Origin of the sequence: Endozoicomonas sp. OPT23 (genome assembly GCF_009653635.1) — a bacterium.
Taxonomy (GTDB): domain Bacteria; phylum Pseudomonadota; class Gammaproteobacteria; order Pseudomonadales; family Endozoicomonadaceae; genus Endozoicomonas_A.
Map to the genome: position 1 here is coordinate 337,862 of NZ_PPFD01000005.1, position 24,732 is coordinate 362,593.

Consider the following 24,732-nt stretch of genomic DNA (forward strand, 5'->3'; position numbering starts at 1 on the left):
ATGAGTGAAACAGATCAGGAAAAAACAGAAGAACCCAGTGCCCGGCGATTAGAAAAAAGCCGTGAAGATGGGCAGATAGCACGCTCCAGAGAGCTGAATTCTGCCCTGCTGTTGCTGACAGCCTGTTTTGCTCTGAAACTGGGACTGATTGCTGCAGCCGACGCTATGAAAGGCGTTATGGAAAACAGTTTCTCTCTCACTCGATCGCAGATCATGGATACCGGAACCATGTTTATGGCGGTTGAAAACAGTCTTTCCGCGATACTTCCCATCACTTCGGCCATTATATTTTCTTTGTTTATGGCCGGTGTTCTTGGCCAGCTCATGGTAGGGGGCTGGCTGTTCAGCAGCAAGAATCTTGCGCCCAAGTTTGAACGGATGAATCCTCTGAAATGGCCTGGCAAGGTGTTCTCCAAAAACGGTGCCATGGAGCTTTTAAAATCAGTGCTGAAAATAGTTCTGATTTTCAGCTGCCTTTGCTGGCTGACGCTTAAATACTATCCGATTTTGATCAACCTCAGTCGCCAGCCTTTGATGCCTGCCATAGCCACGGGCCTGAGCATTATGGGGACATCGTTTTTAACCTACGCGCTGGTTATGGTTCTGATAGCCGCCATAGACGCCCCTTTCCAGATATGGAGTCATAAAGAGAAGCTGAAAATGACTCGTCAGGAAGTAAAAGACGAAAATAAGGATATGGAAGGTAACCCTGAGGTTAAGCAAAAAATTCGCCAGATCCAGCGGGAGATGGCTAATCAGCGCATGATACAGCAAGTGCCGGATGCCGATGTAATCATCACCAACCCGACGCATTATTCGGTCGCTCTTAAATACGACACCGAACGTTCTTCCGCACCTTTTGTTATTGCCAAAGGTGTTGACCAGATCGCCCTTCATATTCGTGATATTGCCAACGGTAATAACATTCAGATTATAGAAGCGCCCTTGCTAACCCGGGCGGTTTACCACACAACCAAACTGGATCAGGAAATCCCTGCCGACCTGTACCTCGCTGTTGCCCAGGTACTGGCTTATGTCCACCAGCTGAATCAGTTCAGGAAAGGCAGTGATACATCAAAACCAAACCTGCCAGAGCTGGATATTCCTGAAGCCTATAAAAAGTACTGAACGATTTAAAAATGTCACCAGTTAACCAAGCCATGAAGTCAATGAAACAACGCGCCCGGGGGTGGCAAACACAACCATGAGCAGTATGAGTACATCATCCGGAACTTCCTTAAGCGGGCGAATCATGTCCAGCACCGGTCGCCTTGGTGCCCCGGTTTTGCTGTTGGCTCTCTTGGCCATGGTCACCCTGCAGATTCCCCCCCTTCTGCTGGATGCCCTGTTCACCTTTAACATTGCCCTGGCACTGATTGTTCTTCTGGTGGCTGTTTACACCCTCAGGCCTCTGGATTTCCGCGTCTTTCCAACCATTCTGCTGATCGCAACCCTTATGCGACTAGCGCTGAACGTTGCCTCTACCCGTGTCGTATTGTTATACGGCCATGAGGGAGGGGATTCTGCCGGTAAAGTCATCGAAGCCTTTGGTAATGTGGTTATTGGTGGTGATTATGTGGTTGGCCTGGTGGTCTTCGCTATTCTGATGATCATTAACTTTGTAGTAGTGACCAAAGGTGGCGGTCGTATCTCGGAAGTGTCTGCCCGCTTTACTCTGGACGCCATGCCCGGTAAACAGATGGCTATTGATGCTGACCTCAACAGCGGCCTGATTGACCAGAATGAAGCCCGGACTCGTCGTGACGAAGTACGACAGGAAGCAGATTTTTACGGGTCCATGGACGGTGCCAGCAAGTTTGTCCGTGGTGATGCTATTGCCGGTTTGATGATTCTGTTTATCAACATTATTGGTGGTGTCGCTATTGGTACACTGCAGCATAACCTTGGCTTTGCAGATGCCTTCAAAACCTATTCCCTGTTGACCATTGGTGATGGTCTGGTCGCCCAGATTCCTTCCCTGCTCCTGTCTACTACTGCCGCCATTATGGTAACCCGCGTTACCGACTCTGAAGACATGGGTGACCAGCTTACCCGCCAGATGTTTGGTACTGGTCGTGCGCTGGGCATTACAGCAGGTGTGTTGATTATCATGGGACTGGTTCCCGGCATGCCTCATTTTGCCTTTCTGACCATGGGTGCTATTGCAGGCTATGTGGCCTGGCGCATCAGCAAAAAGCAGGATTCTGTTTTGCCGGAAATCCCTGAAGAAGCACTTCAGTCAACACCACGAGAAAGAAAAGAGCTGAGCTGGGATGATATTCCGATGGTTCACGCGATCAGTCTTGAGCTGGGCTATCGTCTGGTCGGACTGGTGGATGAAAATCGTGGCGGTGAACTTCTGGATCGAATCAAGGGTATACGAAAAAGTCTGTCTACCAATATGGGCTTCCTGATTCCGACCGTACACGTCCGTGACAATCTGGAACTGAACCCCACTGAATATCGAATCAATCTGAAAGGTATCGCCATTGCTGAAGGCAGTCTTCAATCCGGAAAGTTGATGGCGTTAAACCCGGGTGAAGTGTTCGGCCAATTAGATGGGATACCGACCACTGAACCTGCCTATGGTCTGGAAGCGATCTGGATTGATGAAGATCAGCGGGATAAAGCCCTGACTCTTGGCTACACCGTGGTGGATCCATCAACCGTTATTGCTACTCATATCAGTAAGATCATCGAAGACCACTGTCCGGAGATGCTGGGTTATGAAGAGACCCAGCAGATTCTGGATAAGCTTCAGGAGTCTGCTCCACGCTTATATGAAGAACTGACACCCGCCAAACTGAACACTCATGCGTTGCAGCAAATATTTCAAGGACTGCTGGAAGACAAGGTTCCTCTGAGTGATATTCGCACCATTGCTGGCACATTGATTACTGCCAGCACACGCCATACTCACCCTCTGGCTATGGCACAGGAAGTTCGTGTGGCTCTGCGAAGAACCATTCTGGATAATCTGGTGGGTATGACTCCCATGATTCCGGTAGCTACTCTGGCACAACCTTTGGAACAACTGCTGTTGCAGGCCTATCAGAAAGTACAGCAACAGGGTGGCAACCAGTTTTCACCAGATGCTATTCCACTGGAACCCAATGTCACTGAACAAATTCAACAACATATGCCGGAAGCCATGCGACAAATGACCCATGCTGGCCATGTACCGGTATTATTGGTGGCACCGCAGATAAGACCATTGCTGGCTCGATTCTCACGACTTTGTGCGCCAGAGATGTCGGTACTTTCATACAATGAAATTCCGGACAGTCGACAAATCTCTGTCGTCATCAACCTTGGCTGACATCTAGAGTAATCAGTCTGCTCTATAGAGAGGGTAAACATTTTCACTTCGATGTTTACCCTCTCTGCTTTGCAGGGAAAACAGTTTTGTCTGAATTCTGGCAGACCGACAAAAAGTAACGCATGGTAAGAATCGCCAGTCACAGATTACTGAACATAATTAGTATTTCCATAAAACCACAAGTCATTACTTACTCTTTTCAGCAAAAAAACTTATAGCAACTAACCTAGGAAGCGTTAACAACTAACGAGTCAATGTTCTCAACAGTATGAACGGTTCAGGAACACAATATTTCATTTATCTAAAGTGCCTACTCGTCACGTTCTGCCTTTCATTCTCCAGTCCAAATATAAAGTCACTTATATTTTCCATTAGTGATCTAAATGATTTAATTAACCATAGCCTTCTTACAAAAACCAATTACGGATATGTCCTTAACCCTGTTATTCGGCAAGCTCTTGATCAGCCATTCCCCCTTAACCAACCTATTCAAGTTCCGTTAGGGCTCGATAATACAGCCGTCATCCAAAATCCTGAGCAACTCATTCAACAGTTGAGTCAGTTCTATCAACCGTCAACATTTCATATCAACCAACAACCTTATCCAGCTGTGGGCTACTTACCAGGTATTAATCATCCACAACAATTACAAGTGCCATATATACAGCCGGTTCAAGCTGGTCACCCACAATATTCACCGGCTTCTTATAACCAGGCTATGACACCTGTACAGGCAAACTCAGCGCCAGTACCGCAAATATACTACCCTGCACCGGGCCCACAGCCGTTTCATGGCATTTACCCACTGCATCCATTTTTACCTCCTGCACCGACAATCATATCGTCACAGCCACCAGATCCCGCTGCTTCAATGTCACTACCTGTTACATATATTCCAGAAACACAGGAAGTCGAACCTGCCCCCAATACAAATACAGATTCTGACTTAAATGAATTTCAAGAAACTGAAGTGGCCGACACTCAAACTATAGGTTCAGTCGACGAAGTTACAGCTCAGGTTACTGACATATCAGACCAGAAACCGGCAGAAACGCAACAGAATGTAGAACCTGATACAGAAGACGCAAATGAAGATGTAACCGATTCATCCAATACGGATGTACAGGAAATTGAAAGCGTAGAAACACCTGAGGATACGTTTGAGGCTTCACAGAAAATAATAGAGCCACTGACTGAGTCCGTACCCGAGAAGCAGAAAAACAGTGACGAGACTGAAGAAATAGAAATTAACCCAGAACAAAAACAACCAGAAGATACTAACGACCTTCCAGTGAAAAAACTGATGCCCATCATTCTTCCAGAGTCTGTATCGCCAAATGCTAACCCACCATTTGTTAACAGCAATCCGGGCGCACCTCCTCCCGCTAAGCTTCCACCCATTGATACCAGCGGTGACATATCACCTATAGAAGAACCAGACCTGGTACCAAAAATAAATAACTACAAAAAACTATCTTACTCAGTGGCAGCCAGATTTAAGCAGCTGATTGATAAAGCTCAAGCAAAGTTCGTAAGAGTCAAACGATCACTGACCAAGTGGACATCATTTTATTTTTATCAAACCAGTGCTTACTTAACAGCAGCTTCTGGCAAGCTGATTTCGAAGTTCACAGGGAGCCATAAGCCCAGGAAATACGTCATCAAATCTAAAAGGCCGCATACAACGACACCTTCATATTTATGGCTTACCCCTTTTAAGCTATTCCAATTCAGTAAAAGAAGCACACCTATTATTATCACTGCAGCTGCCACTGGTGCTTTTGCGTACATAATGTATCCAGAGTCAGAAAAGCAATCTGTTCCTTTACAGAGAAAACCTTCCAAACGGAAAATCAAAAAAACCGGGAGATCTCAATCCACGGAAGATGAAATCAACGCCATACTCTCGAATCAACTGATTCATGCATTCTCCTCAGCAGGGCATTTACTGAAAAAATATGGTGCTTTTCCTGTTACTGCTGTTTATCAGTTCAATGAATCAATCTTGAATATCCTATCCGGGCCTCTTCAGGTATCAGAAAATCAGAGTCTATTCTTTGGACCTGTAGGCTACCCGGTGACAGATTCTCAATTTCAAAACACACCCGTTTTCGATGCTCCTCTCTCTGAATCACTGATCGAAGAAACAGTCGAGCGTTTAATAAATTCAGTATCAGCGTCACAACTCAGGCTAGCAATAACAGGCCCCCTGGACCCAGTCAGCCAAGTATTAATGTGGTGCGGTATTCCCTATGGAAATCACGCTAAGCAATTTCATAAGCAATGCATTAGCTGGCTGGCCACTGAGTTGGAGAAACAGCATAACTGGTATCAGAATGATCTTCATTTCCACTATTTCATGTTGCAAACAGGTATGTATCAGTTTTTTCCTGAACGGACAAAGTTGATGGTTATACCGAGGTTCAGTCTTATAAATGGTCTGGAGAAAGTTACTCAGGGTTATCAACCGAGAGTTCTGGAAATATCATCAGCAGAGAAATACACCTATAACCTTCCTTTTCCAACCGACACTAACCCTATCCCAATAGCCATAGAACCCACCTGGCTTGGTGATTCACCCTTCAGTATTTATAAATTAAGAGAGTTTCAGGATAAACAACATATTTTCTCAAGCAACCTGACACCTGGCCAACCTATCGATGGTATATATTCAGATACGGTTTACAGTTTTACGGTACAAAAAGATACCGACCTGCTAGCAGCCATCGAAACACAAGTCATCGACTCACATACACCACAACCGCAAGCCAGACTACCCCACAGTCGTATATTCGAGAAACTACTGCAAGCCAAGCCCAACACCCACCTTTCACACACCCGCCCCTTCAGGTTTGATAACGACTCAAGTACCGGTAAAAGCACTCGAGTTGCTGATGCTATACGATATTATTTAAATACTGATCAATACAACAAGGTCAATCAACTTCAAGAGTTAGCTGTTAGTCCCTGGTTTCCAAAGGGAGAACTTCCCTACACGCTACTTGCCAAAGCAACAGGCCTCTCCCTCGATAGCTTCAAGGATATAGATTCACTCTCAGTTAATGCCAGAATAAAAAAATTTGACCAACTGTTCGAATGCAGCTTTATGCCTGACTGCTCTGATAAATCACATCCTCAAATGAGAATTCTGGATAATATTCCGCCGACTGCAGACGCCTTATCAGGAGGTAAAGAGTCAGACTTCGGTCAACCAGAAATGCTTTCCAGCAAAGCTCTTTGCCAGAAAATCAGTTTCAACAACTTGCGAGATGCCTGCCTCAGTGTGAATAACGATCTTCTTAAAGTCACCGAAGCTCTCAGTCTTAACTCTCAACTGAGCATAGACACCCACATTCCTATTTATAAATACGAATGCACATACGATCAGGAGGAAGCAGGGACATGCTACTACCGCTTAAATAGAAAAATTCCATTTTCAGAAGTATCTGATGAACGACTGATTACCCACCTTAACCTGAAGGCGATACTTACTGAACAAAATCAACATCAGGAAAACCCTCTTTTATATCTCAGTCATATCGGAATACTCGAAGCCAGTGAATTTCCCAATGGTTCTCCCGATTATCTCCAGCTCTATAAACAGCTGGAGATAGATAGAAATTTTGACCAGAACTATGGCTGCTTCCATAAATATCTACATCAGTACGAATGGTGCTCGGGGCAAACTAGCTGCCTCTGGACTGTTCCAACTATAAAATCCGATAACAGGGAGAATCGACTCGAACTCCTGGATCAGGTAGTAGAAACAGGTCAGGGAATCATCACCGGTCGATGGGCTGAAGCCAGTAAAAAAGGTGGAATGCTGGTAAACGGTGGAAAAGAAAACACAGGGATTTTATATAGAGATATTCACAACACAGGCTGGATAGAAACTTATGATGCAAAGGACGAAAAAACCGGTTATTTGTTGCTTGCTTATTACAACAACAAACCATTTCTAATCACTCAGTCTTCAAACAATAACCCTCATCATACGTTCAAAGCCTTATTTATGATTCGAGGTACTGAAAGGATCAACAGCCCCTGTAACCAGCCAGATCAGAGTATTATAGTTTACCCTGACTGACTGGGTCAGGTGCGGAACATCAGATAAGACCTTTCTCTTTCGCCATGGTCAGCGCCAGATCTTCAATCATATCTTCTTGGCCACCAACAGTACCGCGACGACCCAGTTCCACCAGAATATCTCGAGCCTGAATGCCGTATTTAGCTTCAGCACGCTTGGCAAACAGCAGGAAAGATGAGTAAACGCCCGCATACCCCAGAGTCAGTGCATCACGGTCAAGACGGATTGGCTGATCCATGATGGGAACAACACGATCTTCCGCAACATCCATGATCTTGTAGAGATCAATGCCTGTTTCTACTTCCATTCTTTCCAGAACAGCAACAAACACTTCCAGCGGCGTATTACCGGCACCCGCACCGAGACCGGCAACAGAACCATCAATACGTTCAGCACCTGCGTCGATAGCAGCCAGAGAGTTGGCGATACCCATAGCCAGGTTATGGTGACCGTGGAAACCAATTTCAGTATTACTGTTCAGCTCAGAGCGCAGCAGAGCTATCTTGGTGGTCACTTCATCCGGCAGCATGAAACCGGCAGAATCTGTCATATAGATGCAGTTAGCACCGTATCGTTCCATCAATTTGGCCTGCTCGAGAATTTTTTCCGGGCTGACCATGTGAGCCATCATCAGAAAGCCAACGGTATCCATTTCCATCTTTGCAGACATGCCTATGTGCTGCTCGGAAACGTCCGCTTCCGTACAGTGTGTTGCCACACGAATACACGACACACCCAGATCTTTCGCCATACGAAGATGGTCCAGGGTTCCGATACCCGGCAACTGCAGTGCAGATACCTTGGCATTCTTCATCTTTGGAATGACCGCACTCAGGTACTCTTCATCAGAGTGAGCTGGAAAACCATAGTTAAGTGAAGAACCACCCAGACCATCGCCATGGGTCACTTCGATCAGTGGCATACCGGCTTCATCGAGACCCGTCGCAATATTGACCATCTCATCCAGAGAAATCTGATGACGCTTGGCATGCATGCCGTCACGCAGACTCATATCGTGAAGCTTGACTGTTTTACCTTTCAGATTCATTTCATCAATCTCCACTTATCCGCGAGCTGGCAAAGTAATGTTGCCCGCTGCCGCTTCTTCAGCAAACATCTCAGCGGTACGCAAACCAGCCGCCGTCATAATATCCAGATTACCGGCGTACTTAGGCAGGAAGTCACCCAGACCTTCTACTTCCATAAATACAGACACTTTACGGCCATCAAAAACAGGGCCGTTAACCAGCTTGTAACCAGGCACGTACTTCTGAACCTCTGCCACCATATCGTGAATGGACTGAGTAATGGCTGCCTGATCCGGCTCGTCCTCAGTAAGGCAGTGAATGGTGTCACGCATCATCAATGGTGGTTCGGCAGGATTGATAACAATAATGGCTTTACCTTTTTTCGCACCACCGACTTTTTCTACAGCACCGGATGTCGTACGGGTAAATTCATCAATGTTCTGACGTGTGCCCGGGCCAACAGACTTGGACGACACAGTGGCAACAATTTCACCATATTCAACAGGCTGAACTCGTGAAACCGCAGCCACCATAGGAATGGTCGCCTGACCACCACAAGTCACCATGTTCACGTTCATCTTCAGCTCGCCTTCAACCTGCTCTTTCAGGTTCACCGGTGGCACACAGAAAGGGCCAATAGCGGCAGGCGTAAGGTCAACCATGATCACACCCAGCTCATTCAGCTTGCGGCTGTTTTCAGCATGGACATAAGCAGAGGTAGCATCAAAGGCAACGCGGATATCGTCCTTAACAACATGTTCAAGAATGCCATCCACACCTTCTGAAGAGGTCTTGATACCCATTTCACGGGCACGCTTCAAACCTTCAGAATCAGGATCAATACCCACCATCCAGACCGGTTCAATCCAGTCTGAACGTTTCATCTTCATTAACAAATCGGTACCGATATTACCCGGCCCGATAATTACAGCTTTTAGTTTTTTACTCATCCAATCCCCCAACTATTTTTCTTATTCTTGTCCAGACTGAACGACTCAGCCCGACAAGGTCGAAAGGAATGTAGATCTTTCAAAGGCCAGGGATTGGCCTGTTAGCGAATCGATGCAGGAAAGCATCGTTGAGCGGAAAGAGCTATGTTTCTTTCGACCGATATAGACTCATCTGCCGATATAAACGAAACCAAATAATCAGTCAGCAAACGAAACTTCAGCAGTCCCAAGACCTTCGATTTCAAGCGACATAACATCCCCCGCCACGACAGACTCCAGAGGCACCAGAGACCCCGATAAAATAATCTCGCCTGCCTTGAAAGGAATACCAAACTCACCCAGCGTATTCGCCAACCAGGCAACTGCTGTCAATGGATTACCCTGAACAGCTGAACCCAGACCTTCACTGATCAGCTCACCATTCTTGTAAACCTTCATCTGGGCAGACGGCAAATCAACGGTATTCGGATCAACTTCATTATCACTCAAGACAAATACGCCGCAGGAAGCGTTGTCCGCAACCGTGTCCTGAATTTTGATATTCCAGTTATGAATGCGGGAATCAACGATCTCGAAACAAGGCATAACACTTTCAGTGGCTTCCAGAACATCCTTTTCAGTTACGCCTGGACCCACCAGATCTTTTTTCAGTTTGAACGCAATCTCACCTTCAGCCCTTGGCTGAATCAGTTTGTTCTCGCTGATGGAAATGGCGTCATTATTGTTGAACCACATCTCATCGGTAATAAAGCCAAAATCAGGCTGATGCACATTCAGCATGTCCTGAACCGCTTTAGACGTTACACCAATCTTCTTACCAACGATTTTGTCGCCATTGGCTACCCTCTTTTCCAGCATATGCAGGGAAATATGGTAAGCATCGTCAATGGTGATGTCGCTGTCACGATCGGTAAATGGCTCAATGGTTTTACCGGTTTTCAAAGCCTGATACAGCTCGTCACCGTACTTCGCTCTTTGTTCTTTATTCATTACAGAGTTCCGGTTCAGTCTTTAAGAAAATCAACGCATTCACGGTTGAACAGTTTTGCATGTTCAACCATTACCCAATGGCCACACTCACTGAGCATATTGAAACGAATATTGCTGCAACGCTCCATCATGGTTTGAACGCCTGAAACCGGACAGAACTTGTCGTTCATTCCCCAGAATCCAAGGATTGGGCATTGCAACTCAGACAAACGATCGGTCAGTACCGAAACCTGCATGGTTGAAAGAACACAGGCTGGCTGCTCAAGAACAATAGCGACGCGCTCGTTAACGATGTCATCGGTAATCTGACTTTCATCGAACAGTTGCAAGCCAAGCAGGCGCTTCATATTGGCGGGCTCGACTAACTCACCGGCAGCAAAGGCCGCCCCCATTTTCTGAATGCCTTCCATCTGCTGGTAATACTGTTCTTTTGGCATCAAACCACCCGGTGCCATAAGAATCAGTTTTTCAACCAGTTCCGGATGATCCAACGCCATCTTGATGGCAATAGCACCACCCAGTGAATTACCCACCAGCGTTACCTTGCTGATACTGAGTTTACCCAGCAGACCGAGCATGGCATCGACAAAAAAGTCGAGTGTGTATTCAGTGTCCGGCTTGTCACTCAGGCCATAACCTGGCAAGTCTGGGACAATGGCGCGGTACCCTGCTTCAGCAAATACCGGATAGTTGCCTTTAAAATTGCTGTAACCACTGGCTCCTGGACCACTGCCGTGAATAAACAAGACAGCGTCACCCATACCGGCCTCCTGATAGTGAAGGGTCAATCCATCGTTTAACTGCACATAGTCTGATTCCGGTATTCTGCTCATGCTTCAGCCTTTGGTTATTCGTTTTCTACAGGCGGTTCTTTTCGGTTAATGATTCTTTCAATGGCGGGCTCTGCAATCATCGTCTGCAAGGACTAATACAGCTTTCGTGGCTGTCGGTAACATCGCCTTAACTGATTATTTAAGGGATGTTGAACAATGAATAACCCTCTGGATTTCACTGGCAAAGTGGTACTGGTTACTGGTGGTGGTAAAGGAGCCGGTAAAGGTATTACCGAACGTTTTCTTCAGCAGGGCGCTGATGTTGTGATTTGCGGTCGCAACGAACCTGAAAACATGCCGCAGCATGAAGGCAGAAAAGCCGTCTTCTTCTCTTGTGATGTTCGGGATATTGAGCAGGCTCAGCAACTGGTTGATGCTACCGTTGAACGTTTTGGTCGCCTCGATGTTCTGGTCAACAATGCTGGCGGTGCACCCAATGCCGATGCAGCAACCGTTTCTCCAAGATTCTCAGAATCAATTCTGCGTCTGAACCTGATTGCGCCTCTGAACCTGTGTCAGATTGCCAATACTGTTATGCAGAAGCAGGAAGAGGGTGGTTCCATTATTAATATCTGCAGTGTCAGTGCGACCCGCCCTTCTCCGGGCACTGCTGCTTATGGTGCAGCAAAAGCAGGTCTGTTGAATTTAACCAAATCTCTGGCTGTTGAATGGGCACCAAAGGTACGCACCAACGCAGTGATTGCCGGTATGATTCTGACCGAACAGGCACATATGCATTATGGTGATGATGAAGGTATCGCAAGTGTCTCTTCTACTGTGCCTTTAAACCGACTGGCGACACCGGAAGATATTGGCGACACCTGTCTTTATCTGGCATCAGATATGGCATCTTACGTCAGTGGTGCGGATGTGACTGTGCATGGCGGTGGAGAGAAGCCTGCTTTTCTGGATGCAGCAAATACCTGAGAAACCCGTTCAAGACTTTCTCTAACCTTTATGAGTGTGAGAGAAAGTCTGGCAAATGGGATTTTCTTTAACTGTCTGTCCGTTCGACCAACATTACATAGGGTTCCAGATTCAGGCTTTCCAGTATTTGTGATGTCGTTTTTCCATCTGCTGACTGACGCCCCTCAAACCTGAGGTAGTCATTTAACTCCATCACTTTGGTATCGTCTTCAACAATGATTTGGCCACGTGGCAAAAAACGTAAGCTTATGTAATGCCCAAAATCAGCTGTTTGCCCCTTATGACAAACGAGATGCTTCACCTTGGCTTCAACACTGGCCTCTTCTCCTCGTTCATTTATAACGGGCAGCCTGATTTTGTTACCCATACTGGCAAAAATTTCTTTCGCATCCTTTGCTGTTTTAGTTGTTCGACCTCTCATATCTGTATCAAATATTTTGAGACTGACCATGAACTGCCTGTTTTTAGCCGTATTCATTTCCAGCGCATTAGAAGTCACCGCCGGTATTTTAACATCCGTTTTTTTTGCCAGGCTGTCGTAATGCCACTGATAACATTCGGCAAGGCTTCTACACCCCTGGCTCTGTGCCTTATTTACCACCCACTGCTCATTTATATCTTGCTGCTGTAAATACATCGGATACCAGTCAGTAATTGCAGCACCTGCTTTATCCAGCTCCTCTTTGCTCCATTCACTCTTGCTGGTATGTACGCCCTTCAATAAAGTGCCAAGACTCTCCCCAATGGTGCTTGGTGCGTATGCCTTACTGACAGGACGCATATCCAGATAGTCACTAACTGCCAACATGGCACCTATTTCCTGACATAACACCTGAGTATCCACTAGCGTCATGGACTCCAGATTCCGACCTTTCACTAACTCTGCCATCTTCCTTCGCATTACCAAGGCACCGGCAGGAACCTGACCTTTGGGAGCAATAGTTTTCCCTTCATGAGACAGTATTTCTGTCCCTGGCTTGAGCTTTATACATTCGTCATCCTTAACAAAACGTCCATCGTATTCTCTTGCGACCATGGGTCGAGTTAATCTGCCTTGCTGATCAACAACCGCGACCCCTTTAGTGTATTTGGTATCGATTTGATCTCTGGAGACCAGAATAATGCTTCCGTCCATTTGCATATCCAACCAGGCGTCTTTGTTACCGGGCCCTAAATCACCCACAAACTCTGATAAAAAGGGTGCATCAGGGGCCTTTCCCAAAACAGTACCTTGCCGAAAAAACTTACCATTCTGAAAATAGCAGTCACTTTCAAGTACCAATACCTTGGCCCCCTGCCTATCAATGGCCTCATAAACTATTGGTACGTCATGGTCTACACACCTTTCCGCTAACGCCTGAACCGTGCCTAACAGTTTTCTTTCCGCCTTTCTAATATTGTTAACACCATCTTCTTCCCGATGGTTTCTTAGTAATTGATGCAACTCATAAAGATCAGAAGCTATCTGTTCATGTTCTGGCAGGTTGTATTTTGAATACATATGAGAATAAGCTGGCCCAAAAGCCTGCTCCAGCATTCTGACGGGAGATAGTTTCTCCGGCCTTGGCATGGAAATAACACAGGACTGTGCAGGCATACCGCAAGGGCGAGCTATTGCCTTACCATTGACGTTAGCTTTGATACGAGTTTGAGCGTTGATACTGTATTCCGGCATTTCGTTCATACCCAGCAAACTACAAATTGCACTGAGGTATTCTTGAGGGTCTTCCTGCAAGGATGGTTTCTCTGAGCCAAATAAATTCTTAATAGTCCCGTTTTCAGGGTCTTTCTGCCCTAAAACATGCAGAGCTCTCATCAACGTCATTTGGTATCCTGCTACCGAATGAGGCTTTTCTCTGCCACTGCGAATGTCATCACAGGCCTGCCACAACTCCAGCACCGCATCACGTACTGCTGATCTCTCTACTCGAAATTCGCCTTGATAGACTTTCTCTCTAATCTGTTGAACTACTGGCTTATCAATCATTGACATCAGCATTTGATTGGCTGAATTTGCCCAGCAATTCTGCGACCAGTTAGTCATTGCCGGGCCAGCCAGGGGGGCTTTAATGCCAGCTTCCCTGTTAACACAGTCAGTGCCTATACCATCTATGTAATAGCCAAAGTCTTTATCGAGGTCTTTATAGACATTCCACATATCGTCAGTTCCAGACCTGACGCTATCAATCCTCTCTTTGTAATAATCCAGAAGCCCTGACTTGTGGATATAGGCCATATCACGAAAGCTGAATTGCCTGTTCTCTCTGTCTGATTCAAAGTAGAGCTGCTTCAGCCTTCGGTATTGCTCTGGAAAATCAGGGCTTTTCAGCCTGCTGCTATCTTTACCCCAAGCTTTAATGATCCCCTGGTACTCATCCTCTTTTTCAATAATCCCCCGACCAATCAGCACTTCTTCAAGCGTCTGTCTGGAATTAACGACAGGCCGTCTGAGGTTATGGAACGCCAGAGATTTTGGTGCCTCATCTTCATCATCATTACGCAGTGAATAACCTTCTGTCAGATCAGCCTCCGATAGGGTCAGATGCAATGCTATGTCTTTTTGAACAGGTGCAACGTGCCCTTTCGCATCATAGTGTCGATACAGAACATTGCTACCTTGCTGAACCTCGCAATCAATCGGGAGCTGAAAACATCTGGCTGCCAGTGCAATAAACTCTTTCTTAAGAGGAAAGCTCTGGTCATGACTACCAAGGAATTGCTCAAGATCCTGCGCTGATGGCCAGTTAGTCCTTCCCTGATAAACTCCATTCTTAACCAGGCCGTCGTTTGCCGTACCGTTAAGCAATATACGACAATAATCTTTAAACTCATCATTCACTTGATCAGGCCATTTATTGAGATGACTTGCCAATGAGCCGCAGACAAAATCCAGCCTTTTAGTGACAGGAGGGGTAACGGGTCTTGAAACAGGTGAAGAGTTAGGAGGAGAGGGTGGGGGAGTTGCTGCACCAATTTTCGATTGCTGTAACTGCTGCCTGATTCGATCAAGACGCTGCTGATGCTGCTTAGAGATGTCTTCAGGTGAAAGCCGCTGTTTATAGGCAGCAGATTTTTCCTGAAGCAAACCTTGTATGTCTTTTTTAATCGTTTGCTCAACACTGTCATCGTTGACTTCTATCATCTCCAGCAGCTGTATTTTCTGTTCCAGAGGAATCTTCAAGCTATCGAGTTCTTCAAGCATTTCATCTGTTTGTTTTCGGGTCATCATCTGTTGCACTGAGAGTATTTCGAGGGCTTTGAAGTCCATACAACTCAGCTTCTCCGCCAGCCAAACAAGAGGCCGTGTACTCAGGTCATGTTGCCCACCAACGGATTGAGCATTAGCGAGGCCTGTTCTACTTTCCATTTCTCTGACCGAGCCTTCAAGCTGGGCAAGATGACGAGCAGGGTCCACCGAATGAACTGAATGTCTGCCGTGTTGCCCAACAGCAGCACCTCCGTTTTTAGCAATACCCTTAAGAACACCAAAATCCACTTCGGAGATTTTTTTTATGGAAAACATTGGAATGAGCCCGTTAAATTTATCAGGAATATATTCAGGCTAGTTAGAAAGGTGAAAGCTGGGTCTTCTGAAGAAAGGTACTTCGCAAGAGGAGCAGGATACAGACCAGTGCCTGTATCCTGGATATTTTTAGACCACTTAGCACTCTGATAGAATAATAATAATGCTAAACGTCAAAACGCTGGCACTTATCCAGTCAGGTTTTTGTTACACAGACCTACTGCCTGACAAGCTCATGATGAAGTACTTCACACTGGTTCCCAAGCACAAGGTACATTCTGTGGCCCGCCTGAGCATAACCCAGCGCCATGACGCCCGGACAAATCAGAATATGCTTTTCAAATTTATAGGGATCAGTTTTCTGATACAACGGATTATTCCAGTCTTTAATATCTCTACCGTCCCACGGGTAGACCTTTACCTCTTCTGACTCAGACTTTTCAGAAACAATCTGGGATAAATAGTATGAGTAATCTTTTTTGGCATAACTGGGCACACTCCTTGTTATATCAAACAGTGTACTGCGAGGCTCCAAAGAAATTCTCGGCTCCTCTTTATCGGTGAACCATACCCAGTTAGGTATGAACGACAGTTTCCGTTCAATTCGAAGATCACGATTAATAACATCATATTCTTTTCTTATTAAATCGGAAAAATAACTGCTTAAATAAAATGAATCATCAAGATAATGATTAAGCAGACTATTTAACATTCGATGGGTTTCATCATAATCATGCGTAAAATCACTGATCTGGTAAACCGCCCCTGCATATGTCCATGCCAGTTTGAAATATTGCTTTATAGAGCGACCTTCAAAAACAGGGTAGTTCGTTTTAATAAATTGTATAAGCTGCTTAAGATAAACTGAAAACAATTTCTCATTCTTGAATCCCCCCACACCGACAATAGACCTCAGCAGATAACCACTATATCCACCTTCCACCTTGATACACTCTTTTCTAGTACTGGCATCATGTCCAGAGCATTTTTCTTTATCCAGTATATGGGCTCTGTTTCTTATAAAAACAGCAAGGTAATCTGGAGAGAAATAACTCAACAATAACCCCATCAGATCTGCTTCTACGAAGTCCCCTTTTGAGGAATAAGATAAACACATGTCCAGAAAATCCGGCGCAAATCTACGAACTTCAGAACAGCCTCTAAAGCTAAAGACAGACAATGCACCTTCTGCGGACCCAGGACCAAACAACTGTCCATAAGATAGTCGCTGTTTTTCTTCTTTCTTTAGACCGGCCTTTTTCAAATCCCCAAGGTATTTCGTCAATATCTCAGCGCTGAGATACCTACCGGCGATAGGGTTAAGGCTTACCCAATAACTGAATGCTAGTTTTATCTTCAGATTTCGAAGAACAAATTCTGGATGATTGAGAACTTTATGTACGGTCTCCCTCGAAGAAAGAAGGTAGAGCTCCCGAAGGCTTCTCAATAAATCAGCTTGATGAATGTTCTGAAGGCATACCTGGTGAGTAGAGATTATTTCTGCACTGTAGAGGGAACCACCACTTTTTAATACATCATAATCACCTCGAAAATACTCAACGATCTGATCTTCCGAAATAGCTGAGTCGTTATTTTTGGCATCAACAACATCAAGCTTTGAAAAACAAAAAGCATCTTCTTTTTTTAATTGTTCATCCAGACGTGAAAGCAGGAAAAATGAAAACCTGTCTGACGTAATATGAGGATTCAGCAACGAACATGTATCTCTCATGGTTGGCTGGCTGAGCTCAGCACAGTCAAAACCCTCGAAGGAGACCCCTGGCTCTGCAATCATATTCTGATGCCTTCTGAAGTTCAGAAAAACGGTCAATGCTGGTGTAAGAAGGCGCGCCATAGCTGTTGCTTTAGCTTTTATATCACTGACTGAGCCCCAGCCTTTTACGATACCTATATAGGCTAGAACCTGATTTTTGATGTTGTGAACGATTGGCTTCATATCGGTTCTTTCGAGTCTTTTCGGCTGCTCAATATCGGGACTCTTACGTTTATCAACATTACTGGAAGGAGAATCATCTGACTTAGTTTTATGTTTAGCAGCATCGCTGGAAGAAGTGTCATCTGCCTTGGTTTTATGCTTATTGGCATCAGCAGTTTTTTTTCCTTTTTTCAGACTTTCTTCTTTCCCAATGGGCTTTTTCGATTTTAATGTATCGACACATTCATCACTTACCAGATCGGGTACGCTGGGAGCATCAGGAAAAAGTACAGGTGTGTTCCAATCATTGTTAGCAGCAACTGCTATTTCTGAAACTGGAGAGTGCTGAAGCAAGTATTCAGCAAGTGGAATTCCGGTGGCAGTGAGCACAGTTACACGATGCTGGTACAGTCTTAGAATATAACTACCAACACCTCTACTATGCTGGTAAAGAAAATCCTGAGTAATAGAAGAATCAAGAGAGATACGATAAGTTTCAGAAGCCGACTTATCATTTTCTTTATTAGAAGATTTTTTTGGTAACACTAAAATATTTTTTTCATCTATCGAGATATCTTTGATATCCATACTGGATATATGAACAATCTTCTTTTCCTTATTAATTTCAATAAATTTACCTTCAAACTCTTCATGAACATAAATTTGCCAGGCTAAAGAGAACTGGCAATAAACAAAAGTAAAAAGAAAAACAACAATCGGCTTCAGCATTTTTATATTTATACCCGTCACTTCAAGGGTACGTCATTATAGACAGTATAAATATTAGGGTTACGTCATGTTTTAAATTTAATAAGACTCAACAAAAAAATCATTACAAAAATAAGGAAAAAGAGTATGAAGCTAGATAAGAAAGGCGGATAAAAAATCCGCCTAAGAACTATTTAACTGACTTGATCCAGAGGTTGAGTCTGTGACCACTGAGAATTCAGTGTCCGCTTACTGAAACGCCAGCCTTCAGAGGTCTTTACCAGCTTATCATCATAGATAACACCGATATCAAACTTCTGCTCACCGTCATCACCAGCAATGACATGGCTGGCAACACAGTAAACTTGCGCAGTAGCTTTGTCATTATCAACAGTGCTTTGCACATTAGCCACCAGATGGAATGTACGGCTGTAGTTTTCCAGTTGCTGCATAGCACCCTGAATCACTTCCAGACCTTCTGCATCAAACTGCATGGCTGGAATACTCAATACACCATCCTGAGTAAAGACATTGGCAAAACCAGCGTAGTCTTTCTGGTCCGCACAACGGGCGTATTCATAAGCCAGCTCTTGAATTGCCAGCTTGTCTGCAATCAGATCACTCATATTGAATTCCTTTTTATTGTTGTTTTGAAACGGCTGCAAATCAGTTACCAAGACAGACGAATTGATAAGCTATATCCCCGCCTCTGGCGGGGATATAGCTATTTAATATTCAATTGCGTGTACCTGCATACTTATAAGGTCACAGCCGTTAATAATCAGGCGTACTGAATATTATGTTCCTGACTGAAGAAAGCGCGCATGGAAACAATCTTGCCTTCAGCGTTCAGCTTAATCACATCAGTCACATCAATCAGCATACGGTGATCGCCATGCTTGATCTTGATCTGGAAAGAAAACGCACCTTCGCCCGCATGAGTCGTCGCAATAGGTGCTACCAGTTCAGCAGACACTTCATCCGCAGCACCCAGACCATTGGCATAAAACGCTTCAATCGCTTCCTTACCTGAATGCATCGGTGTGCCAACCGGATCTTCAACAGTGGCATCATCAGCGTACATTGCCTTCAGGCCTTCAATATCCTGAGCATTAACCAGGGCAATGTACTTTTCCAGAGTCTCTTTCAGAACTTCAGGGCTTACCATTTTTATTATTCTCCAACTAACCAAACCAACGAAAAACTGTATGAGGTTGTCACTGAACCAGACAAAGCTGGAGTTCGGGGTGCTCTACCAAAGGCCAGGGATGGCCTGCTAGCGAATCGATGCAGGAAAGCATCGTTGAGCGGGTAGAACACCCCGAATTTCAGCGACAAACACCAAGCTAAAACTAATCAAACAACCTCAAACAACCCAGCCGCGCCCATGCCACCACCAATACACATAGTGACAACCACAAACTTAGCTCCACGACGCTTACCTTCCAGCAGCGCATGCCCCACCATTCGAGCACCGGACATACCAAACGGATGACCAATGGCAATCGCACCACCATTGACGTTCATCAGTTCATTAGGAATACCCAGCTTGTTCTGGCAGTGAAGCACCTGGGAAGCAAAGGCTTCGTTCAGCTCCCACAAGCCAATGTCGTCCATCTTAAGACCATTGCGCTTCAGCAGCTTGGGAATAGCCAGTACAGGACCAATGCCCATCTCGTCAGCACTGCAACCGGCAACAGACAGGCCACGATAGATACCCAGTGGCTCCAGACCTTTCTGCTCCGCCAGAGTGCTGCTCATCAATACAGACGCAGAAGCACCGTCAGACAGCTGAGAAGCATTACCCGCCGTAATAAAACGACCTTCCTTCACCCACTTACCATCCTTAAACACAGGAGGCAGACCGGACAGGCTTTCCAGAGTTGTGCTGGCGCGGTTACATTCGTCCTGAGCGATAGTCACCTGCTCAAAAGAAACCTCTTTGGTTTCCCTGTTGAAAACAGACTTTGTGGTGGTCATGGGTACGATTTCAGCATCGAACAGACCATCACGCTGAGCCTTAGCCGTACGCATCTGGCTCTGATAGCTGTATTCATCCTGCTGCTCGCGGGTAATGCCGTAACGGTCAGCAACAATTTCACCGGTTTCCATCATTGGAATATAGGCAGTAGCGTCCTGCTCCAGCACCAGTTCGGACTGATTGCGGTACAGGTTCTTATGCTTGTTCTGAACCAGAGAGATAGACTCAAGACCACCAGCAACCGCAATATCAATCTCGTCGCACATAATGCTTTTGGCAGCAGTGGCAATGGTCATCAAACCGGATGAACACTGGCGCTCCATAGCCATACCGGAAACGGTATCCGGCAGGCCACCGGCCACGGCACATAAACGACCAAGGTTGTACGACTGGGTACCCTGCTGGGCAGCAGCACCAATTAATACATCATCCACTTCACCGGCTTCGATACCAGCACGTTCGACGGCTTCACGAACCACATGGCCACCTAAAGCCGGAGCTTCAGTATCGTTGAAAGAACCACGAAAGGCTTTACCAATAGCGGTTCTGGCGGTTGAAACAATAACGGCTTCTTTCATGTTCAGCTCCTTGAACGGCTATTAAGCCGGGAAGTAACGGGAAATAGTATTGATAACACAGGCCGGACGGTCTTCACCTTCAATCTCAACGGTCACTTTCACCGTGGATTGAATAGCGCCCTTCACTTCTTCAACAGCAACCAGTTCACCGACACCACGAATGCTGGCACCGACCTTTACTGTGTTAGGGAAACGAATGCCTTCACAGCCATAGTTCACACCCATGGAAATACCCTGAACATCAACAATCTGAGGCAGGAAATAATTCACCAGAGAAAGAGTTAGATAGCCGTGAGCAATACAGGCTCCGAATGGGCCGTCCTTGGCCTTTTCAGGATCAACATGAATCCACTGATGGTCACCTGTCGCTTCAGCAAACAGATTAATGCGCTGCTGGTCGATTTTCAGCCACTCGGATTCACCAAGACGCTGACCGACCTTATCCTTCATTTCAAAGGGCGTAGAAAAAACTGTTTTACTTGTTTCTGTAACAATTTCTGTAACAACGTCACTCATGCTTACGCCCTCTGACTGCTGGCAGAGATAATTTCACCGGCCATATAAGAGCTGTAATCACTGGCCAGGAACATCATGATATTGGCAATTTCCCAGACCTCTGCCGCACGACCAAAAGCTTCTTTGGAAGCCAGCTGATCCAGCAGTTCCTGTGGCGCAGACTTTCTCAGGAAGTCGTGCAGAGCAATACTTGGGCTGACCGCATTGATACGAATACCGTATTCAGCCGCTTCCACTGCAGCACAGCGAGTCAGAGCCATAACACCCGCTTTTGCAGCTGCATAGTGCGCCTGCTCTTTCTGTGCTCTCCAACCCAATACCGAAGCATTATTAACAATGGCTCCGGCTTTGCGTTCCATCATTTTTGGCAGCATGGCACGCGTCATACGCATGGTGCCGGTAAGGGTAACGTCGAGTACACGATTCCACTCGGCATCTTCCATTTCAATCAGCAGTTTTGAGCCACCAAGGCCTGCGTTGTTAATCAGGACATCAACACCACCGAGCTTTTCTTCAGCAACATCAATCAGTGTCTGAACGTCGTCTTCTACGGTGACATTACACACCTGATAGAAAACATTCTCGATACCTGTCTGTTCCTTGATCTTAGCGACAGCTTCCTGAAGACGGCCTTCATGAATGTCACTGATCATCAGCGCACGACAGCCTTCTTCAGCAGCTTTTACGGCAGCAGAAAAACCGATACCTGCACCAGCTGCAGCAGTAATAAGCACTGACTTGCCTTCGAGCAGGTTATGCCCTTTGACGTATTCGGGAATCAGCATTGAGTTTCACTCCCCTGTGTACTTCTTTTTATTCTTTGAAAGAGTTGTTGGGTTTCGCTTCGCTTAACCCAACCTACGAAATTGTTTTTCAATAGCTCTTGTATAAAAAGCTATCTGCCTTTCGGTTCCTTCGGCATTCCCAGCGCTCGTTCAGCAATGATATTGCGTTGAATCTCATTGGTGCCGCCGTAAATGGTGTCGGAACGGGTGAACAGATACATAGACTGGAGCCGGTTCAACTCGTATGGACCTTCATCGAGAATTTCCGACTCATTACCCAGCACGTCCATGGCCAGCTTGCCAAGGTTGGCGTGCCAGGTAGCCCAATAGAGCTTGTAGATCATGGCTTCTTTCTGCAGAGAGCCATCTGCACCACCAGACAACATACGCAGAGAGTTGTAGCGCATGATACGCAGCCCCATCCAGGCATCAGCAATACGCTGTCGTATGGCTGGTTCTTCAGAGCTGCCATTCTCTTTGGCAACTTTAATAATCTCATCCAGTTCATTCTGGAAGTGCATCTGCTGACCCAGGGTAGAAACACCACGCTCAAAGCCCAGCAACGCCATGGCAATTTTCCAGCCTTCTCCAGGTTTGCCAACAATGTTGTCAGCGTCAGTTACCGCATTATCGAAGAAGACTTCGTTAAACTCGGAAGTACCGGTCAGCTGTTCGATAGGACGAACTTCAACACCTTCCTGCTTCATGGGCACCAGCAGGAACGCCAGACCTTTATGCCCCTGACTGCCTGGTTCGGTGCGGGCAATAACAAAGCACCAGTCGGATTCGTGAGCCAGTGATGTCCAGACCTTCTGACCACTGATCACCCACTTGCCAGAGGCTTCATCAAAGTGAGCCTTGGTCTTCACATTGGCTAAATCAGAACCGGCACTGGGCTCTGAATAGCCTTGACACCAGTATTCAGTGCCATCAACAATACCCGGCAGAAAGCGTTTCTTTTGCTCTTCAGTACCAAAGGCAATAATGGTCGGACCTGCAAGACCCTCACCAATATGTCCCATATGACCCGGGCCACCAGCACGGGCGTATTCCTCGTGGAAAATAACCTGCTGGTTGATGGATAAACCTTTACCACCGTGCTCTACCGGCCAGCCAGGACAAGTCCAACCTGCCTGAGCCATATGTTGTTCCCAGATCTTTCGTTCTTCAGGAAACATATGTTCATCACCCGGACCACCACGGTGACGCAATTCTTCAAACTCACCTTTGAGGTTGTCCTTAAGCCAACCGGCAATTTCCTGTCGAAACTGCTCGTCTTCAGGGCTGAAACTGATTTTCATAATTCTTCTCCTGTTCCTTCTCCTGAAGCCTTAAAGAATTGCCTGAGCGATCTTTTCACGGTGATAAGCGCCATTGCCCAGGAAGGTCTCTGACGACTTTGCACGCTTAAAGTAAAGATGGGGATCGTATTCCCAGGTAAAACCAACGCCGCCGTGTAACTGAATGGCTTCCGCCGCACAGTGGAAATAGGCATCAGAGCAATAGGACTTGGCAAGGGCAGCAGCAACCGGCAATTCTTCAGCCACCTGTTCACCTGCTTTGTCGTTGCAGAACAAAGATTCCTGAGCAACACAGGCGGCGTAATAAACAGCAGATTTTGAACATTCAACCTGCACCATCATATCGGCAGCACGGTGTTTAATGGCCTGAAAGCTGGCAATAGTACGACCAAACTGCACCCGTTCCTGGGTGTAATCCACTGTCAGGTCTAATATCTGTCTGGCGCCACCAGCCTGTTCAGCCGCTACTGCAATAACAGCCAACTGAGTGACTTGCTCAAGCTGTGACCAGGCCTTGCCAGCCACACCTAATAGATTGGAGGATTCAACAAAAACATTATCGAGGGTAACTTCTGCCTGCTTGCGAGTCTGGTCCATGGTGGGTGTCCATGTACGACTCACGCCTGCGGTATTTGCTGGCAGAACAAAGAGGCTGATGCTCTCTTCACCAGAACTGTTCTCGTCACGAGCTGCAACGATAAGCAGTCCTGCTGTATGGCCATCAGGGACATACTTGTACTGTCCGGAAAGTACGAAGCCTTCGCCTTCTTTTTTAGCGACGGCGGTAATACTGTCTGCATCCCAACTGTTTTTAGCGGTATAGGCCAGCGTCGCGGTCAGATTGCCTTCAGCAATTTGCGGTAACCACTGCGCCTTTTGCTCTTCATTACCCGCAACCAGCAGGGCATTGACACCCAATGCAACAGTAGAAAAGAAAGGAGAACAGAGCAGGCGTCGGCCCATCTCTTCAAACAGGACAGCCAGTTCGACATAACCCAGCCCCAGACCGCCGAATTCCTCGGGAATATGCAGCGCCTGCCAGTACATGTCAGAACAGATCTTCTGCCACAGTTCTGCATCAAAGCCTTCTTCTGTGGCCATAGCAGTTCTGACAGCTTCCGACGTAGAAACATCCTGCAGGAAACTTTCGGCGGAATCCCGAATCATCTCCTGCTCTTCGGTGAAAGCGAATTCCATCCCCGCACCTCTTCAAAGCAATTTATTGATGGCGGTAGGGTCCGCCTATTGGGCCACACTTTCGCTTGATTAG

General features: G+C 46.2%; 17 protein-coding genes. 4 read left to right on the top strand and 13 right to left on the bottom strand.

Translation table 11 applies throughout. The features are described from left to right. The 3 genes from flhB (at position 1) to EOPP23_RS13175 (ending at position 7,406) form a co-directional block, all read left to right on the top strand. Entirely contained in the window at positions 1-1,128 is a 1,128-nt protein-coding gene (gene flhB / locus EOPP23_RS13165; RefSeq protein ID WP_153766450.1) for a flagellar biosynthesis protein FlhB, read from the top strand. Between the two features lie 124 nt (positions 1,129-1,252). Continuing rightward, entirely contained in the window at positions 1,253-3,319 is a 2,067-nt protein-coding gene (gene flhA / locus EOPP23_RS13170) for a flagellar biosynthesis protein FlhA (protein ID WP_304598732.1), read from the top strand. A gap of 268 nt (positions 3,320-3,587) precedes the next feature. After that, positions 3,588-7,406 carry a hypothetical protein gene (locus EOPP23_RS13175; protein ID WP_153766452.1) on the top strand — a complete coding sequence of 1,273 codons (3,819 nt, stop codon included), beginning with the start codon at positions 3,588-3,590 and terminating at the stop codon, positions 7,404-7,406. 19 nt (positions 7,407-7,425) lie between these two features. Here the strand turns inward: EOPP23_RS13175 and dmpG are convergent, their stop codons facing one another. The 4 genes from dmpG to EOPP23_RS13195 form a co-directional block, all read right to left on the bottom strand. Beyond that, positions 7,426-8,454: a 4-hydroxy-2-oxovalerate aldolase gene (dmpG, locus tag EOPP23_RS13180; protein WP_153766453.1), complete on the bottom strand. Its 1,029-nt coding sequence runs from the start codon at positions 8,452-8,454 to the stop codon at positions 7,426-7,428. A gap of 15 nt (positions 8,455-8,469) precedes the next feature. Continuing rightward, the gene (locus EOPP23_RS13185; protein WP_153766454.1) at positions 8,470-9,384 is read right to left on the bottom strand and encodes an acetaldehyde dehydrogenase (acetylating); all 915 of its coding nucleotides are present in this window, start codon (positions 9,382-9,384) and stop codon (positions 8,470-8,472) included. 198 nt (positions 9,385-9,582) lie between these two features. Next, positions 9,583-10,374 (bottom strand): fumarylacetoacetate hydrolase family protein, encoded by a 792-nt coding sequence (locus EOPP23_RS13190; RefSeq protein ID WP_153766455.1) that lies wholly within the window; start codon positions 10,372-10,374, stop codon positions 9,583-9,585. 14 nt (positions 10,375-10,388) lie between these two features. Then, positions 10,389-11,207, bottom strand: coding sequence for an alpha/beta fold hydrolase (locus EOPP23_RS13195; protein WP_153766456.1), 819 nt, complete (start codon positions 11,205-11,207; stop codon positions 10,389-10,391). Positions 11,208-11,363: 156 nt separating this feature from the next. Here EOPP23_RS13195 and EOPP23_RS13200 point away from each other — a divergent pair, with 156 nt between their 5' ends. Next, a complete protein-coding gene (locus tag EOPP23_RS13200) occupies positions 11,364-12,134 on the top strand; it encodes an SDR family oxidoreductase (protein ID WP_153766457.1) in 771 nt (256 codons plus the stop codon). A 67-nt stretch (positions 12,135-12,201) separates the two neighbouring features. Here the strand turns inward: EOPP23_RS13200 and EOPP23_RS13205 are convergent, their stop codons facing one another. The 9 genes from EOPP23_RS13205 to EOPP23_RS13245 all read right to left on the bottom strand — a co-directional run bounded on the left by EOPP23_RS13205 (position 12,202) and on the right by EOPP23_RS13245 (position 24,659). After that, positions 12,202-15,657, bottom strand: coding sequence for a hypothetical protein (locus EOPP23_RS13205; protein WP_153766458.1), 3,456 nt, complete (start codon positions 15,655-15,657; stop codon positions 12,202-12,204). Between the two features lie 217 nt (positions 15,658-15,874). Next, the gene (locus tag EOPP23_RS13210) at positions 15,875-18,322 is read right to left on the bottom strand and encodes a hypothetical protein (RefSeq protein WP_153766459.1); all 2,448 of its coding nucleotides are present in this window, start codon (positions 18,320-18,322) and stop codon (positions 15,875-15,877) included. A 173-nt stretch (positions 18,323-18,495) separates the two neighbouring features. Then, positions 18,496-18,927 (bottom strand): nuclear transport factor 2 family protein, encoded by a 432-nt coding sequence (locus tag EOPP23_RS13215; RefSeq protein WP_153766460.1) that lies wholly within the window; start codon positions 18,925-18,927, stop codon positions 18,496-18,498. Between the two features lie 155 nt (positions 18,928-19,082). Then, a complete protein-coding gene (locus EOPP23_RS13220) occupies positions 19,083-19,469 on the bottom strand; it encodes a nuclear transport factor 2 family protein (protein ID WP_153766461.1) in 387 nt (128 codons plus the stop codon). Positions 19,470-19,657: 188 nt separating this feature from the next. After that, entirely contained in the window at positions 19,658-20,860 is a 1,203-nt protein-coding gene (locus EOPP23_RS13225; protein ID WP_153766462.1) for an acetyl-CoA C-acyltransferase, read from the bottom strand. 21 nt (positions 20,861-20,881) lie between these two features. Then, complete coding sequence (locus tag EOPP23_RS13230) at positions 20,882-21,376, bottom strand: MaoC family dehydratase (RefSeq protein WP_153766463.1); 495 nt, start codon at positions 21,374-21,376, stop codon at positions 20,882-20,884. A 2-nt stretch (positions 21,377-21,378) separates the two neighbouring features. Next, positions 21,379-22,161, bottom strand: a complete 783-nt coding sequence (locus tag EOPP23_RS13235) for an SDR family oxidoreductase (protein WP_153766464.1) — start codon at positions 22,159-22,161, stop codon at positions 21,379-21,381. Positions 22,162-22,271: 110 nt separating this feature from the next. Then, positions 22,272-23,462, bottom strand: a complete 1,191-nt coding sequence (locus tag EOPP23_RS13240) for an acyl-CoA dehydrogenase family protein (protein ID WP_153766465.1) — start codon at positions 23,460-23,462, stop codon at positions 22,272-22,274. Positions 23,463-23,492: 30 nt separating this feature from the next. Then, positions 23,493-24,659 (bottom strand): acyl-CoA dehydrogenase family protein, encoded by a 1,167-nt coding sequence (locus tag EOPP23_RS13245; RefSeq protein WP_153766466.1) that lies wholly within the window; start codon positions 24,657-24,659, stop codon positions 23,493-23,495. Between the last annotated feature and the right edge of the window lie 73 nt (positions 24,660-24,732).